Source organism: Rothia sp. HMSC065G12, assembly GCF_001811455.1.
Taxonomy (GTDB): Bacteria; Actinomycetota; Actinomycetes; order Actinomycetales; family Micrococcaceae; genus Rothia; species Rothia dentocariosa.
In genome coordinates this window covers 52,510-67,847 of record NZ_KV804820.1, presented here as the reverse complement: position 1 = coordinate 67,847, position 15,338 = coordinate 52,510, and the positions used below count along the sequence as shown (strand labels likewise).

General features: G+C 51.0%; 17 protein-coding genes and 1 pseudogene. 9 read left to right on the top strand and 9 right to left on the bottom strand.

The annotated features are described in order from the left end of the window. The 3 genes and pseudogenes from HMPREF2804_RS10635 to HMPREF2804_RS10885 all read right to left on the bottom strand — a co-directional run. A pseudogene (locus HMPREF2804_RS10635) lies at nucleotides 1-841 on the bottom strand (hypothetical protein); the annotation flags it as partial. 510 nt (nucleotides 842-1,351) lie between these two features. Then, complete coding sequence (locus HMPREF2804_RS10890; RefSeq protein ID WP_070660734.1) at nucleotides 1,352-2,026, bottom strand: Type 1 glutamine amidotransferase-like domain-containing protein; 675 nt, start codon at nucleotides 2,024-2,026, stop codon at nucleotides 1,352-1,354. A 130-nt stretch (nucleotides 2,027-2,156) separates the two neighbouring features. Further along, entirely contained in the window at nucleotides 2,157-2,324 is a 168-nt protein-coding gene (locus HMPREF2804_RS10885) for a Type 1 glutamine amidotransferase-like domain-containing protein (protein ID WP_080974352.1), read from the bottom strand. 109 nt (nucleotides 2,325-2,433) lie between these two features. Between HMPREF2804_RS10885 and HMPREF2804_RS10630 the strand changes: the two genes are divergently transcribed. Next, nucleotides 2,434-3,105, top strand: coding sequence for a hypothetical protein (locus HMPREF2804_RS10630; protein WP_239664742.1), 672 nt, complete (start codon nucleotides 2,434-2,436; stop codon nucleotides 3,103-3,105). Between the two features lie 113 nt (nucleotides 3,106-3,218). Here HMPREF2804_RS10630 and HMPREF2804_RS10625 read toward each other — a convergent pair whose 3' ends face one another. Beyond that, nucleotides 3,219-3,683 carry an OsmC family protein gene (locus HMPREF2804_RS10625; RefSeq protein WP_004005148.1) on the bottom strand — a complete coding sequence of 155 codons (465 nt, stop codon included), beginning with the start codon at nucleotides 3,681-3,683 and terminating at the stop codon, nucleotides 3,219-3,221. Between the two features lie 171 nt (nucleotides 3,684-3,854). On the opposite strand from HMPREF2804_RS10625, the gene HMPREF2804_RS10620 reads away from it, so the two are divergent. The 3 genes from HMPREF2804_RS10620 to HMPREF2804_RS10610 are packed head-to-tail and all read left to right on the top strand — an operon-like array spanning nucleotide 3,855 to nucleotide 6,021. Further along, complete coding sequence (locus HMPREF2804_RS10620) at nucleotides 3,855-4,730, top strand: AzlC family ABC transporter permease (RefSeq protein WP_070448697.1); 876 nt, start codon at nucleotides 3,855-3,857, stop codon at nucleotides 4,728-4,730. Next, nucleotides 4,723-5,061 carry a branched-chain amino acid transporter permease gene (locus HMPREF2804_RS10615; protein WP_070448698.1) on the top strand — a complete coding sequence of 113 codons (339 nt, stop codon included), beginning with the start codon at nucleotides 4,723-4,725 and terminating at the stop codon, nucleotides 5,059-5,061. Before HMPREF2804_RS10620 ends, HMPREF2804_RS10615 begins: the two co-directional genes overlap by 8 nt. 9 nt (nucleotides 5,062-5,070) lie before the next feature. After that, nucleotides 5,071-6,021, top strand: coding sequence for an AzlC family ABC transporter permease (locus HMPREF2804_RS10610; protein ID WP_070448700.1), 951 nt, complete (start codon nucleotides 5,071-5,073; stop codon nucleotides 6,019-6,021). A 78-nt stretch (nucleotides 6,022-6,099) separates the two neighbouring features. Here the strand turns inward: HMPREF2804_RS10610 and tpx are convergent, their stop codons facing one another. Next, nucleotides 6,100-6,600 (bottom strand): thiol peroxidase, encoded by a 501-nt coding sequence (tpx, locus tag HMPREF2804_RS10605; RefSeq protein ID WP_070448737.1) that lies wholly within the window; start codon nucleotides 6,598-6,600, stop codon nucleotides 6,100-6,102. 319 nt (nucleotides 6,601-6,919) lie between these two features. Between tpx and HMPREF2804_RS11220 the strand changes: the two genes are divergently transcribed. The 4 genes from HMPREF2804_RS11220 (at nucleotide 6,920) to HMPREF2804_RS10585 (ending at nucleotide 10,220) form a co-directional block, all read left to right on the top strand. Then, nucleotides 6,920-7,507 carry an LppP/LprE family lipoprotein gene (locus tag HMPREF2804_RS11220; RefSeq protein WP_048752519.1) on the top strand — a complete coding sequence of 196 codons (588 nt, stop codon included), beginning with the start codon at nucleotides 6,920-6,922 and terminating at the stop codon, nucleotides 7,505-7,507. A 36-nt stretch (nucleotides 7,508-7,543) separates the two neighbouring features. After that, nucleotides 7,544-8,197 carry an LppP/LprE family lipoprotein gene (locus tag HMPREF2804_RS10595; RefSeq protein ID WP_070448701.1) on the top strand — a complete coding sequence of 218 codons (654 nt, stop codon included), beginning with the start codon at nucleotides 7,544-7,546 and terminating at the stop codon, nucleotides 8,195-8,197. Nucleotides 8,198-8,658: 461 nt separating this feature from the next. Then, entirely contained in the window at nucleotides 8,659-9,066 is a 408-nt protein-coding gene (locus HMPREF2804_RS10590; RefSeq protein WP_070448702.1) for a DoxX family protein, read from the top strand. Between the two features lie 407 nt (nucleotides 9,067-9,473). Beyond that, nucleotides 9,474-10,220 (top strand): class I SAM-dependent methyltransferase, encoded by a 747-nt coding sequence (locus tag HMPREF2804_RS10585; RefSeq protein ID WP_141744097.1) that lies wholly within the window; start codon nucleotides 9,474-9,476, stop codon nucleotides 10,218-10,220. Between the two features lie 144 nt (nucleotides 10,221-10,364). Here the strand turns inward: HMPREF2804_RS10585 and HMPREF2804_RS10580 are convergent, their stop codons facing one another. The 4 genes from HMPREF2804_RS10580 to HMPREF2804_RS10565 form a co-directional block, all read right to left on the bottom strand. After that, nucleotides 10,365-10,976 (bottom strand): Type 1 glutamine amidotransferase-like domain-containing protein, encoded by a 612-nt coding sequence (locus HMPREF2804_RS10580; RefSeq protein ID WP_070448703.1) that lies wholly within the window; start codon nucleotides 10,974-10,976, stop codon nucleotides 10,365-10,367. Between the two features lie 151 nt (nucleotides 10,977-11,127). Further along, complete coding sequence (locus HMPREF2804_RS10575; RefSeq protein ID WP_246822573.1) at nucleotides 11,128-12,354, bottom strand: histidine kinase; 1,227 nt, start codon at nucleotides 12,352-12,354, stop codon at nucleotides 11,128-11,130. A 284-nt stretch (nucleotides 12,355-12,638) separates the two neighbouring features. Further along, on the bottom strand, nucleotides 12,639-13,391 hold the full coding sequence (locus HMPREF2804_RS10570; RefSeq protein ID WP_070448705.1) for a protein argonaute-2: 753 nt from the start codon (nucleotides 13,389-13,391) through the stop codon (nucleotides 12,639-12,641). A 752-nt stretch (nucleotides 13,392-14,143) separates the two neighbouring features. Further along, a complete protein-coding gene (locus tag HMPREF2804_RS10565) occupies nucleotides 14,144-14,800 on the bottom strand; it encodes a TetR/AcrR family transcriptional regulator (protein ID WP_070628318.1) in 657 nt (218 codons plus the stop codon). A 93-nt stretch (nucleotides 14,801-14,893) separates the two neighbouring features. On the opposite strand from HMPREF2804_RS10565, the gene HMPREF2804_RS10560 reads away from it, so the two are divergent. Beyond that, the gene (locus HMPREF2804_RS10560; protein ID WP_070448707.1) at nucleotides 14,894-15,253 is read left to right on the top strand and encodes a nuclear transport factor 2 family protein; all 360 of its coding nucleotides are present in this window, start codon (nucleotides 14,894-14,896) and stop codon (nucleotides 15,251-15,253) included. Nucleotides 15,254-15,338: the final 85 nt, after the last annotated feature.

Below are 15,338 nucleotides of genomic sequence, written 5' to 3'. Positions count from 1 at the left end.
CGGGCTGACCATTGTCACCAGTCTGACCCTGACCGCCCTGACCGGGGGTACCAGGCTGACCAGGAGTGCCGGGCTGACCGGGCTGACCATTGTCACCAGTCTGACCCTGACCAGGCTGTCCGGTCTGACCCTGACCGCCCTGACCGGGAGTACCGGGCTGACCAGTCTGGCCCTGACCGCCCTGACCAGGCTGTCCGGTCTGACCCTGACCGCCCTGACCGGGGGTGCCAGGCTGAGCAGGAGTACCGGGCTGACCATTGTCACCGGTCTGGCCCTGACCGCCCTGACCAGGCTGTCCGGTCTGACCCTGACCGCCCTGACCGGGAGTACCGGGCTGACCAGTCTGGCCCTGACCGCCCTGACCAGGCTGTCCGGTCTGGCCCTGACCGCCCTGACCGGGAGTACCAGGCTGACCAGTCTGACCCTGACCGGGGGTACCGGGCTGATCGCTGTCGTGATCACCAGGTGTATCGGGAGTGTCAGGTGTATCGGGAGTGTCAGGGTGATCACTGTCGTGATCACCAGGCTGACCGGTCTGGCCCTGACCGCCCTGACCAGGCTGACCATTGTCACCAGTCTGACCGTTGCCACCGCCGGGAGTGCTGGTCTGACCGTTATCACCAGGGGTGCCAGGCTGACCGGTCTGACCCTGACCGCCCTGACCAGGCTGTCCCGGCTGACCGGGCTGGCAGTCACATGCAGGAGAGGTGGGAACCTGATCCGGCACGTTAGCAAACGTAGCAGGCATTGCCACGAAGGATGCACCCAACAAGGATGCGGCGGTGCCGGTCGTAACCAGCGCCTTCTTAATTCCGGGAGATTTCCGCTGATGAGAAGTCATATGTAAACCTCTTTTATGTCGGCTTCGTGTGCACGGAAACTTTCAACTACCGCAGGAGTAAACCCTCAAGGGTAGCCTAGACTAAGTATCCAATTCCCAGGCTACAGGGGCTCCACTAGGCATACAAGCATGTTTATAACATTTAAGTGAACATCACTCAGCTTGCACCCTTTTTTGTCTACAATAAACATTTCAAAAATCCTGCATATCCAGGGACCTCTTAAGGACTTTTACCCCCTCATACATCCCCTGCAATTCCAGGGATTGAAGAGAATAAGATCCTTCATGTAGCACCCACTAGAAGCACACTTAAGCGTCCCAGGCAAAATCTGCACCTGAGGTTAAAAATAAAATTTTAATAACACGTGTCGAATCCGGTCACATAGTGGCACACCCTACACAACCCCCGCTTTTCGCTTGATATATCAAGTATTTTCACTATCAAAATGCATTCTCAAAATTTACATATCAAGAGCTTCGTTGCGCAGTCGAAACCTGCTGGTAAACGTACTACAACTCCACAGCACATATACCTTTTGCCGTCTGATTATATAAACCAGCATTGCTCACACTTCGATAGACTACATCTACTACCTCGTTGCAGTATCGAACTGCCGCCCCATCGTCTAAAGCTACTCCTGGCGGTAAAGTACCGCTTTGTAGTGTCTGCAAAAAACTTCTGGGACGACCAGGTTCAGTATTGAAATGAGGGCAGAAGCTGCCAGGCAGTATACCCAAACCGTCATTGAGCGCCTCTAAACCACCAAACGAATCGGTCAGACATGACTCGAACCAGCAAGCTGCACCTGCACTTATCCCCGATAGAACCGTTCCCTCGACATATGCTTTGCGAAGCACACGGTCAAGTCCATGCAATCTCCACACAGCTAAGAGGTTTGCGGTGTTACCGCCTCCAACATAGATGATGTCTTGACGGCGTATAAATTCTTCAAGGTTCAGCTCTGTGCGGCGAAAAAGCTCAAGATGAGCAGGAATACACGAATATCTTTTAAAGGCAGTATAGAAACGCTCGATATACGCACGTGAATCTCCACTAGCCGTAGGAATAAAACACACCCTTGGTTTTCTCCGCATGCTGGACTCTAACAGAAACACATCTTGATCAGTATTCTCACCGTCAGAGAACCCACCACTCAGAAGCACAATAGTGCGTTGAGTCTCCATAGGTAACCAACCCTCCACAAATAAGCCATGCAATCATAGCCCATCCTAAACACCGAGCATATCCAGAGTATATAGGTCTATATATGGATTCAACGCGGTAACACCCTACTCAGCATTCGCACTATGAAACTCAACCTTCGTTGGATACTCCACCATACGAGAGACCGTGCAGCCTCCACACAGCTAAGAGGTTCGCAGTGTTACCGCCTCCGATATAGATGATGTCTTGACGGTATATAAACTCTTCAAGGTTCAACTCTGTGCGGCGAATGAGCTCAAGATACGCAAGAGTACAGATAACGCCACAAAATTTTCAGGGAACTACTGATATTATCGGCGTAGTTCGCCTGAGTTTAGCCAACTAGATCACAGTTACTACATCACATAATAAGGAATAGGGAGAAAACATGAGCAGAACTACCATGATCATTATTATCACTGTTGCCATTGCCATCCTCTACCTCACCTACGATGCGGTGCGCAGATCGCGAGAGAAGAAGCTCCCCTACGTATTTAAGAGGAAGTATCACCAGTTTGAAGGATGGCTGAATGTGACAGCGCTAGGTTTAACAATAGATGCCTTAATCATTCCGTGGGATATGGCATGGACCGGAACATGGAATACCATTCTTTTCGGCGGTACAGCACTACTTAGCGCGAATTTCCTCTACGCATACGAAATGGAGTACTTTAGTATTCACTCAGACGGTACTATTAAATACCATACTCGAACAGGAAAAATTATTACAACACATTTTAATTGTATTAATAAATATAGTTATTCTCCTTGGGGTAAAAATTTCCGTGGAGGTGAAGATATTTCGTTTCCTGATATTTTCCACCTCAGAACCAGAGACGATAAAACAGCAGCCAAGTTTTCAATAAAAGCTACCAAAGAATACTCCATAGCCGCGCATGTTATCTTCCGACAGGAGAAGGGTCGGTGGGCACACATCCACAGTTCAGAAGACCAGGCTCAGATTGAAGAAATACTTCACGACAAAAAAGCCATTATCCAATATCTGACCGAAAACCCTCAAGGCACCGACCTTGCTGATGATTCTGCGCACTATATGTAATATGTTTCCGCATCAAAGCCCCTGCGATAAATGCCGAGCAGATAACTTTTAATAATCTGCTCGGCAAAAATATATGCTTAAAGTCAAGGCCAATACGATAATCCAGCAAAGCCCTACTCAGCATTTACATTATGAAACTCAACCTTTGTCGGATGCTCCACCGTACGAGAGACCGTGCAGTCCTTCTCAGCGCTCAAACGAATTAATCGATCCACCATCTTAGCGGCCTGTGTGCCCGCCTCGGTTTCAGGGAACTGCACATCAAAATCCACCTCAACATCATCAAGACGTACCGCACCGTCCTCATGCTTCTTCAGGGCAGAAGCAAGTACCTCGAATACCTGCGGGATTTCGCGGCGGGTGGTGACCGCATCCACATCGACCGAGGAGCATCCGGCGATCGCCGCTAATAAGAGCTCCACCGGAGTTAGAAGCCCATCACCCACCCCGAAGTCCAGGGTTGCCCCATTCGCACCATGTGCCCGGTACCGCAGGCGATCAACCCGTTCTACACGAACTTCGCGGTAGTCCTCAGACTCGCGGCGTACTATTGTTTTCTCAGCAGGCGCTTTATTCATCAGCAATACTCCTTAACACGGTGAAACTGTCGCTTGTACATTGAGCATAACGCAGGCACCACATCTTTATTCCTCCCCTGATATTCCGTACAGCAAAACGAAGTACATAAAACTTCCCTAAAATTGGATAGGATAATTGAAGACTCATTTTCACTCTTGCTGAGAGGCACCATGAAAGATACCGCGAAGGAAACAAGCGACGCAGAACATTACGCCGCGATCGGTCATAACCCCACCGAGAGCGGCTTCAAACAGGCTTTACGGGCATCCAGCGTGGTGCTTGCAAGTTTCGTGGTGTTGGGGTTAGGTTTGGGCGTTATTATTAGTGCTCACCATTTACCGTGGTGGCTTGCGCCCGCAATATCCCTCATCGTTTACGCCGGTTCCGTCGAGTTCCTGGTGGTAGAAATGATCGCAACCGGAGCCAGTGTAGGTGCTATCGGCTTCACAACTCTGCTCGTGAACTCCCGCCACCTGGTGTACGGTATTTCCTTCCCACTGCAGAATGTGAAGGGTTTCTGGGCGAAGCTCTACACCATATACACGCTCTGCGACGAATCCTACGCGCTCAACACCGGCCCCGACCGGAATACGCTCTCTCACGCACGTATTCTATGGGTGAGTACATTCCTGCACATCAGCTGGGTGGCAGGAACAACCGCCGGGTTCTTTATTGGTGCATCGTTTCTGAGCCACCTTGAGGGTATGGATTTCGCCATGACGGCGCTGTTTACGATCCTCGCGATTGATGCTTACCGCGCTCAACGGGATAATGTCACGGCTCTTCTCACGCTGATCTCCGGCACAATAGGCATTATCCTGGCCCCCGGTTCCATGCTTCTGGTGTCGATGGGAACCTACACTGCCCTGCTGATAATACGGTTCTTCATCGCAAAATCGCGGGGAACACTACCGGAAGGCCAGATACCCGCCCCGGAGAATAACACAGCACTAACGGCTGCAGAAGGCGGCACATCAGACCAGGCGAAAACCTTAGGCACCACGTTCACTCATCACGACAACTCGCAGGAGAACCCCCATGATTAACGGTCACATTGATAACGGTTATATCATCAGCGCCGTTCTGGTGGCGGCTGCTGTAACCTTTGTTCTGCGGGTACTCCCCTTTGGCCTCAAGAAAGCCCTTGCGGGTTCTGAAATTCTGGATGCGCTCAGCCACTGGATCCCCCTCGGAGCCGTAGCACTTCTGGCGATCTATGCGATAAGCCGTATTGACTTTTCATCCACGCACACCGCAGTTCCCTATCTTGCCGGATTTGTGGTGACGGCGCTCGTGCACCTGTGGAAGAAGAATATGGTGTACAGCATGATCGCCGGTACCGCCACCTGCGTTATTCTCATCAACTGGGTTTTCTAGGGGCATACTATGTTTGAAAGATCTTCACGCCCCAACCGCCACCTTGGGGAGGCGCCGCAACAAACCAGCAACGAACAGCTTCTCGATATTATCGCCTCCGCAGGTCTGGCAACCAGCAGCATCCCGGTGGTGCAGGAACGAGAACAGGCTTTACGTACAGGCGGCACCTCTAGTCTTGAACTCCGCCGCACTGGCGAGAGCGGATTTCGTGAGGCAATGCGCGTTGCATCCCTTGTGATGCTGGGTCTATTCTTCGTGGGAATTGGGCTCGGTGTTGTGATACACAGCTTGGGTTTTCCTTGGTGGCTTGCGCCCCTGCTTCCGGGAGTTTTATTCGCCGGGTCTGTAGAGTTCGTATTGCTGACGATGATGACAGCGGGTGCCTCGCTGGTATCTGTTGCGGTGATGACGCTACTCATCAATTCACGGCACCTCATGTATGGGCTGTCCTACCCTATCGAGCGTGTGCACGGCTCTCTCGCTAAGTTTTACACCGTCTATACGCTCATCGACGAGGCTTTTGCCCTCAACAGTGGACCGGAACGGCATACTCTAAGAGGGTCACGCATTCTGTGGATTCATGCGGGAATGCATGTGAGCGTTATCCTCAGTTCCACACTCGGGTTCTTCTTGGGGTCGAGTTTTCTGGCGCATCTTGAGGGGTTCGACTTCGTAATGACTGCGCTCTTTACGGTACTTGCCCTTGATGCCTACCGCGCTAACCCCGATAGACTCACGGTGCTTTTCTCGGTGATCGCGGCGGCAGTGGCGTTGATTATTGCCCCGGGGTCGATGCTCCTGGTGGCGATGGCTGTGTATATGGCGCTTCTGGTGGGGCGTTATGCGGCAGCAAAGAAACGCGGTTCTCTGCCTCAACATATGCTGGTCGCCGACGAGCTTACACGCCATCGCGCGGAACACGATCGCGTAGAAGAGACTCCACACGAACCAGCGCAATAGTTTCAGACGGCAGAACAAAAAGCAGGCACCACGGCACGGAAACCGAGCATGGCGCCTGCCTGATAGGCTCAACTGCGTTTACTTAAGAGCTGCGAGCGCTGCCTCGTAATTGGGCTCGTTGGTGATTTCGGGAACGAGCTCGGTGTACACTACCTCGCCGGCGGGGTTCACGACTACGACGGCGCGAGCAAGGAGCCCTTCGAGAGGTCCGTCGGTCATTGTCACGCCGAAGTCCCGTCCGAAGGATGAGCGGAATGCGGAGGTGGTAATAACGTTCTCAATCCCCTCAGCAGCGCAGAAGCGGCCAATGGCGAACGGAAGGTCGTTCGAGACGCACAGCACCACAGTATTGTCTAGTGCGGCAGCATCCTTATTGAAGGTGCGTACGGAGGTTGCGCACACACTGGTATCGACGGAGGGGAAGATATTCAGAATAATGTTCTTGCCCGCGAACTGGGAGCCGGTGACCTCAGCGAGATCGGCATCAAGTACGGAGAATGCGGGGAGCTTAGAACCGACGGCGGGAAGGTTGCCGCTAGTGTGAACTGCAAGGTTATTTTGAAAAGTAATTTCAGCCATTTCCTCATTGTCGCGCATTCTCTGCCCCTGCGCAAGGGGAACTGTCGCGTAAGAGCCGGGCGGCGCGGTCTCGTCGTACATTCATGCTGTTGCGAAGAGATACAGGAAATTGACAGACGCCGGGCTACTATACATGACGGATATCGTGGCATTCTGGCAAATAACGTCGTAAGTTTAAAGGTGGAACCTTAACATTGTCTTTTACGGCGGCTGATGTTTTTAGGTATCAGATACTTACGGCCTACTCTCACGGTTGAGAATTTGCAGACGGTATCTAATGTTTACAACCTCACATGTATAAGGTAAGGACTATAACGCAATGTATCCGGCAAACACGAAGCTTTCCTCTCTGAAATCCCGTCTCAGAATTATAGTTTTTGGTGCTCTTCTGACGCTGTTATTTACCTCGTGCGGCGCTCCTTTCGGAGCCGAGCAGAGTTCGTCCACCCCCTCGCAGCAGTGCGGAACATTGACAGATCAGCAGGCTCTCGAAAAATATGGGCAGGAGATACCACCCTACACATGGGACGGAGACACAAGCGAAGGCTCTCCTTGGGACACATCTAAAGTGCCCGAAAATATTCCTACCAAAAACCCCGAGCTAAATACCTACGATCCGTGTGCGGAATTCTCGTGGATTACCATGGATCTCAAAAATGGAACGGGTAGTTCTCCAGCACATTTACTGTTTTTCAGCCACGGTGAGTTCATCGGGGTTGCAGAACAAAAGCCTTTTGGAAAGTTTGTGCCTCACCGGCTATCGCCCACGAGCGTCGAGGTTCGTTATGTATACCCCAAAGCTGATGAATGCAACGCTTGTGCAACGGGGCGGGCTATTAGCGTGTATACTTTCGACCCGCAAACCCGGCAGGTCTCCCGCACCGGCGAGTTGCCGCCAGTAAACTAGGAGTAACAACACGCACCGATACGAAAAGAGTTTTTCATGTCTAGATTTCCTGTAAAACCGCTAGTTTTCTGCGCTGGCGCGGCGCTTCTGCTTTCTTCCTGCGGTAACCCGTTTGGCGCATCCACCGATTCGGGCAGCAGTTCGCAGGCGGCACGCAGTTCCAGCTCATCTAGTTCTTCATCCGCTTCAACCAGCGTATCAGCCAGCCCAACTCACTCTCCCACAGCAAGCGCTACCAGTTCTTCAGCCTCTCCAAGTCCGAGCGTATCTGTAGTAACGGTAACCGCCAACCCACAGCCGGAGGCAAGTACCGTTACGGTAACCGCATCGTCAAACTCTAATTCGGGGTCTTCATCCTCAAGCGGGCGTTCGGCATTGGAATCTAATGCGAGTAAACTTCGCGGTCATCATTCGTGGTCCCTGAGTTCGGCGGATACTTCGACTTTCGATTCGAGTGCGGAGCTCTCGTGGATTACGGTCGGGTCTTCCGATGGTGCGTCACATATTATGCTGTTCCATCACGGAGACTACTTGGGAACCGGCACGCTCAACCCGATTCAGGGTTCCCCTTCGGTCTCACGGAATTCTGCGAACCAGATTTCGGCCTCTGTGGGGTCTTCCCAAGCGACGTTCACCTGGGATTCCGCTCAGGAAAAGATTGTTATGAACGGAGATTTGCCGACCGGATAGTTCCTGATAAACGTGTGTAAGCAAGCGGTGAGCCCCGCATCCAACCTTCTGGATGCGGGGCTCACGCAAATCTGCTGTGTATTCAGTTCATGTGGGCTTTATGTACCCCATCAAAACTGCTGACTCTAGCTTAGGCTGCGAACTTCTTCTTGTACACGAAAAATGCTGCTGCGCCGACGAGAGCAAGTACAATGAGCTTCTTCATAAGAGAGGATTCCTTTCATGGGATCAGTGATTGGGTGCCCTCACGGGCCTTTCCGTGATGTCTTAGCACCGGTTCACTCATTCTACCCTGTTCTGATATAGATTCGCTATCGTTACACGACGTGTAAGGCTCATGCTGTGCGGTAGAAATGTGAATTTACTCAGTTTTAGAGGTGCGGAACCACGCATGTGCGATGCCCTAGAGAATCCATAAAAATCATCCGGCGGTAGTAGTGCGGATGTGCAAAACTAGAATTATGAGCTTGAAGAAAAACGTATCTGATGATTCCCGCTCCGGCGGTAAGAAACATATAGCGCCCGTGGTAACAGCCGGTTTTCTAGGGGTCACGGGTGTTCTGCATTTCGCGAAACCCGAACATTACGACGCAATCGTGCCTCGTGCTCTGCCGGGCTCCGCACGGTTCTACACCTATGCTTCGGGGGCTGCTGAGCTTGGTATCGCAGGGCTGCTGACCGTCCCAACAACCCGCCGGGCGGGTGCCCTCGCGGCTATCGCCCTGTACACTGCGGTGTTCCCGGCGAATGTGCAAATGGCGTGGGATTGGCGGCATGAGTCAGCGTTTAAGCGTGTTGTGGCGTTCGGTCGTTTGCCTCTGCAGATTCCACTGATTCATAGCGCCTGGAAAATCTATAGGAAATCGTAAGACGAAAGGTATCCATGACCGGCTCGGAGTCTAATCGCGCCCATGAGGCAGCGCGATAAAGGTTTAGACGTATTACCGCTTGTGCACTATAGCTCTGGGAGGATTGTAGGGTGGTACCTTTTGTTATTGCCGGGGCACTCATGGCGTTGGCGTTTGGCGCGCATGTTTTTATCGGAACCCGCGAGACGCTGTCTTTGCGTCCGGCTAGTGCCTTCTAGTTTCTTCCTCTGTGCCGCCTTCATGGTGTGGGGCTCGCTTGCCCTTTAGCAGCAACGCGCATCCAGAGAACAAAAATCAATATTTTGGATGAAGACCGTCAAGGACGATATATCTACAATTGTGCTTACGAGGTCATGTTTTTAACAGCAGACATCGTCCTTGATTATCACCAATCCGAAAGCTATATCATGTCAACCACGCTACTCGATAAGCTCAAGCCCGAATTCCACACCAACCCTCCCGCCGAAGAGAATGGCATTCTGCTGTGCCTGGATGAAGCGCAGGTTCAGGGCGATAACGCCAAATACATGAAATTCTACAACCGCTTAGCCTCCGTCTACGACCTAGGCGAACGGTGGTTTGGGCGTCTCGCTTACGGCAATGAAGTCGCACAGATGCGCCAGCAGTTCATGAAAGAACTAGAGTGGTTTCCCGGCTGCTCGGCGCTGTACGTTTCAATCGGCACAGGCACCGACCTACGGTACCTGCCCGACGATATTGAGGTGAGTGCAATCGACTGGACGGGTGCCGATATTTCGCTCGGGATGCTCAAGAAATGCCAGAAAATCTGGGGTGGGCGCGCGAACCTGAACCTGGTGAACTGTGCCGCCGAGGACCTGCCCTTCATCGATCAGAGCTTTGACGTGGTGCTGCACGTGGGCGGCATTAACTTCTTTAGCGATAAAAAACGCGCGATCAAAGAAATGATTCGGGTGGCCAAACCCGGCACGAAAATTATGATCGCAGACGAAACTTCCGACTACATCGATTCGCAGTACAAGAAGAACGTCCTCACCCGTAAAGCCTACAAGAACGCCACCTTCGATCTCTCAGAGATTGAGGCGCTGATACCCGAAGAAATGGAGGATACAAACACCAGCTTGCTCTGGAATGATCAGTTCTACTGCATCACGTTCAGGGTTCCGCAAGACTAAGAAAGACCAGAATTACGATCATAAACTGGTAAGCGGGTGAAGCGGGAGCAGTTTCTTCATTCGGGAGCGGTTAAAATGCTCCCGAAGTCTGCCGTGTTCAAGGTGAACACGCTATGCGGTGGGTTTCTGCCCGATGGAGAAAACCTAGACGATAAAGCGAACGCCGCCCTCAACCCGAATCGCACGGCTATTGTTGATAGGCACAAGGTCTAGCTTATCCGAATATTCGCTTTTCATACGGCGTACCGCCTGTATAAAAGGTTCTTCTTCCTCGTGCACCGCTGGGTAAAAATCAACAATTCCCAACGCCTTAAAATTGAACATTCCCAGAGCAGCGTCAGAGTCGTCCATAACTCGTGCATACTCAATATCAGGCGAAGCGACCATAGCTCCAGCCGACTCCCCCACGTACATCATGCCGTGGCGCACCTTTTCGACAATGAAATTGATGAGGTCTTTGGATTTGAGCTGCTGCAGCAAATAGAACGTATTGCCGCCCGAAATATAGAGAACTTCAGCTTGTTCGATGCGCAACTTCGCGGTTTCTGAATCAACTTCTGCAATGTCGAGAATATCGGGGGTTAGCCCTAAATTTTTGAAAACGTTCAGGGCATCCTGAACGTAGAAAGTTGTGTTTTCAACCGTGCTGGCGGTAGGAATAAACACCACCTGCTGTTGTGATGGGTTGCCGCGCAAGAAATTTTTGAAGGCGGGTTCTACACCGGCGAAGTAAGAACAGAGGAAGGCGCGCATCATCTATCTCCTGGCGAAGGCATCTACACTGGGGTTTTATAAAATCGTACCGGTCGATTTACCCATGCAACACCCCTAGAAGGAAATTTTAGGTTTATGTAGCACCTTATCTTCTTCTAGGGGTGTCAGCACAGAGATTTTCTCTTAATAAAGCCTAGTTCGTGGTCGGAACCAGGGTCTTGAGGGTAATATCGCTTGCGACTCCGCCATCCGCGTATTCAAGGTATGCGCGTACCACGTATTTCTTTCCTGCCTGCAGCTTATTACCGGGAATAGTCAGGTCGCCCTCGAAGTCGCCGTTCGGTTTCGGGGTAACAGTCGTATTCACGATCTCATCGCTGCTGGGATCATCAAGCTCAACATTGTATTCGGTGAAAATCAACCGAACCTTGGAGCCGTTCTGAGCCGCTGCTGCAGGGTTAAACCCGCCGCCAGCAACCTTCAGGTGATTCTCAGCGGCACTGCGGCTAAGGGGTGCACCGTTAATGATGCCTACAACCTCATCATCCGTATCGCCATAAAAATCCTTGGTCACAGCCCTTACCCAGTCGTCGCTGCTGGATTCAATAAGCACCCGATAGTGCTTACCTTCCTGAATCTTGGATCCAGGAATCTGAATCTGAGTAGTAAAGTTACCGTTCTTCACCTCTGCCGAGACGTCTTTGGTGGCAAGAGTTTCGTTAACCTGTCCGTTCTCATCCAGACCCTCAACTTTTATCTTGACCTGCTTCACGTCATCAAAATGGGTTCCGGTCAGGGTCAAGACATTGGTGTTCAGGTGGCTGCTGAGCTTATCTGACTTCGAGGAGTTGGTGGTCAGGGTTACGGAAGACTGCAGGTCCTTGCTGTCAACCTGCTGTACAGGCAGATCTTGTTTAGCCTCTATTGTGCGGTTACCGTGCCCGGGGTAGCTCATAATGTAGAGAACATAGTGTTTCTGGGGATCGAAATCGCCTTTAACCTTGGCAGTGCCACGGAAATGACCGTCTTCCGTCACAACAAGGCCTCCGCCGTCTTGAACTAAGTTCTCGCCAGTGAAGTCGCCGTCTGCATCAACCTCGTAAACCTCTGCACCTAAACCGTCAAAAGACTTGTTGAGGTCAATCCCCTCACCAGTAATCGTAAGGTTGTTCTGCCCTGTCAGAGGGTTCAGCGGGCCGCCCTCAACGGAAGTTACTTTAGCCCCTGTATTAATATTTGTGTTGTTCCCATTGGTGTTATTAGCGCCAGTATTTTGGCCACCCGGAAGCGTAGAGATAGCCTGCTGAGTCTGCGCACCAGCGTTCCCTTCAGTGGCGAAGGAAGGAACGGACGGCACCACGGATGCACCTAGGAGGGCAAGCGCACTCACGCCGGTCAGGATAAAACGGGTATTGGACATTTTGTACTCCATTCATCGGTTAGTGGAATACTGTTAAATGTAATACATGGTTGAGTTTAGGTCTAGCATTTTTAGCATTATTTCTTGATATTTATTTTTATGACAACATGAATGTTTCGATGGAAAATATATACATAAACTAATGTGTCAACACGACTCAAAGGGTCTTCAACAGCATGCATATCACTAAAACATGCCCCCGAAGACCCTTGAGCCGAAAATATATTTTATTTTCAGAAATCTAATACACTAAACAAAATGCAAAAGATAATACGGCGTATTAATTACCGTGCTGCCGACAGAGGAACAACCGGAATGTAGGTACGGTTCCAAACCACGATGGGGTAGTACGCATAACTCGTCGTCATAGCATCCTGATCGAACGCATCAATGTAGACTCGGTACTGGTGGTTCGGGTTAATCTTAGTGCCATCAACACTCACGTACATCCCGAAGCTCCCGTCCGAACCAAGGCTAGACCCTCCACCGTTGCTAACGTCATCATTAACGATGTTCCCGAACTCATCAAGTTCCTGAACACGCGGCTCGTATTGTACACGGTGGGTATTATCGATCCCCGTAGTCTCTACAGACAGAACGTTATCAGTATTCTGCGGGTCAATGAATCCATCGACAGAGGTAATCGCAATAAAACCGGAGTTCTGATTCGCGGGTGCGGAGGGCTGGCTCTGACGGCTCTGATTATTCTGTGATGCAGAATTCGAGTTTGAGCTGCTCTGGGATGCGGGTGCACCCTGTTGTTGACCCTGAGCCTGCTGACCCTGAGCATCAGCATTGGCGCCCTGCTGCTGGCCCTGACCGTTAGCATTGGCGCCCTGCTGCTGGCCCTGATCCTGACCGTTCTGTGCTGCAGAATTTGGCTGGCCCTGAGTGGACCCAGAACGAGCCTCATCCTGAGGACTTGCAGGCGCTGCGTTTGCCTGCACGAGCGGAAGAACCGTCACACCCGCAAGGGTGAAAATAGCAGCACCGGTCATAGCCGAACGAGAATAGCGAAAAGCCATCATAAACTCCATTCATCGGTGACATGAACAATTCAACCCTAAACATAATTGAGGACCGAGACACAAGAGATATCGAGGAATCATCACAATAATTATTCTGAGAACGAAATTTTTTACATTGATATAGAAATATTCGAATTTATTTAGCCAAGGTTTTATAAAAAATTTCTCCATTAAGTTTTTACAGAAAAATATAGCTCCGCCTCTCGTTTTTGACACAGGCGAAGCGTATATTGAATTGTAGGGATGTATCAGAATTATTATGAGCGCACCTTATCCATTAGATATTTTGACGTAGCTCACCGAATTTTGTACGCACACTGGCAAACAGGTTCCCCGGTTCTCCCCTGATGTTCGATTACATCGAGTGTTTCTACTCGAAGCACACCATGAGCGTGACAAGGTGGAGGCCCACAAAAACATACCGTACGCCGCCCACGTCGTGGGGCGTTGAGTGCTGCGAGCTCCAGACCCCCTAATTCTCACGTTGGCTAGATGAGACCGTTCTAGTGCACAATAGCGTCTACCGGCTCCCCACGGTATTGCGGGGTGATCCATACCTTTTGTTGAGGAGTATATGTCGTTTCTCACCAACTTTTTTCCCAGTGGGTATCTGCCTGGTGGACTACCGAAACGCGGCTAAACTCTGCGTATTTTTACCCTTCGCTCTTATGACCCAAGGCGGGCAATAATGCAATATTTCACGAGCTAGGTTAGATACTTTCTACCGAATAAGGTCTTGTATCCATCTCACTGATTGCATGTCATATAGAGGGTTCGTGAGTTCCAATTCCAGTGAACAAAGTGTGCATAATCAAAGTGGTCAGGCGGTCTAGCTCGGCATCGTCTACAACCGCCTCCAGTCTGGCTAAATCATCCGGCCCGGTAGGCATTGGCGGGGCTTTAGCCCCCATACCGGTGCCGGTGATACCAGCTACCGCCTCGTCAGTCATGGCACGGAACATACGCTGCGCCCAGATAAGGTCTACATCTGCAGAGATATAGCCCTCACGCTGTGCACGCTCAAAAACCTTACCCAAACGCCCTAAAAGAGTGCGCTGTTTTGTAATCACGGCGGGATCATCGTCACTCAGATGCGCCATCGCATACAACCAGATCGCCTTCACCCGCATCACGTTAACGGTCAGGCGATGCAGCGCCACCATTACAGGAGCGGTCTCGGGACTTGCTGACTCAAATGCTTCATAAAATTCTCTAACGGCAATATTACTCAGCTCCGCGAGAAGAGCCTCGCGGCTGGCGAATCTGCGATGAATAGTTGTTCGAGTGACTCCTGCAACCGTAGCCACCTGCTCTAGCGAGGCGGTTGGGTCTCGGCGCAATACTTGTTCGGCGGCGTGAAGCACGATATTGACCGTGCGCCGCGCATCAGCTCGCAATGGCTTAGATGAATCAATCACGTAGTTATTACCCTAATAAATAGAACATGTCTGTTACAGTTAAATGCGTGGGTTATACCCGCATGTCATATATTCTATTCGCGAGAGGGTCAAATGACTACTAAGCAGACCGTCCTGAATTACTATTCGGCAATTCACGCCGAAAATTGGCAAGACTACATTTCCGATAAATTATCCTACGGATTCAACAGTGCAGAACAAAATCTTGGCAAACAAGATTATCTGCAGGGTGCCGGAAATTTTTTTAATTCCACCACTAATGTTGAGCTTGCACATCTTGTGGTTGAAGGTGATAAAGCGGCGGTTATTGCGCGCTACACTGCAAATTCCCCCGCAGGAGCCACCCAGATTTTTGAGGTTCCGGAATTTCTCACAGTGCGAGACGGCAAAATTGTTGCCTCCAGCATTTATCTTGACGGCGCCGCCTTTATGGCCTTTATAAAAGGCGAGTAAAGCTCTCTAGCCGCTTTCATTCAACTTCAGCAAATTCCTAAATGCCCGCAGCACATTCGCTGCTCTCGCCTGAGATAGCAGGTTT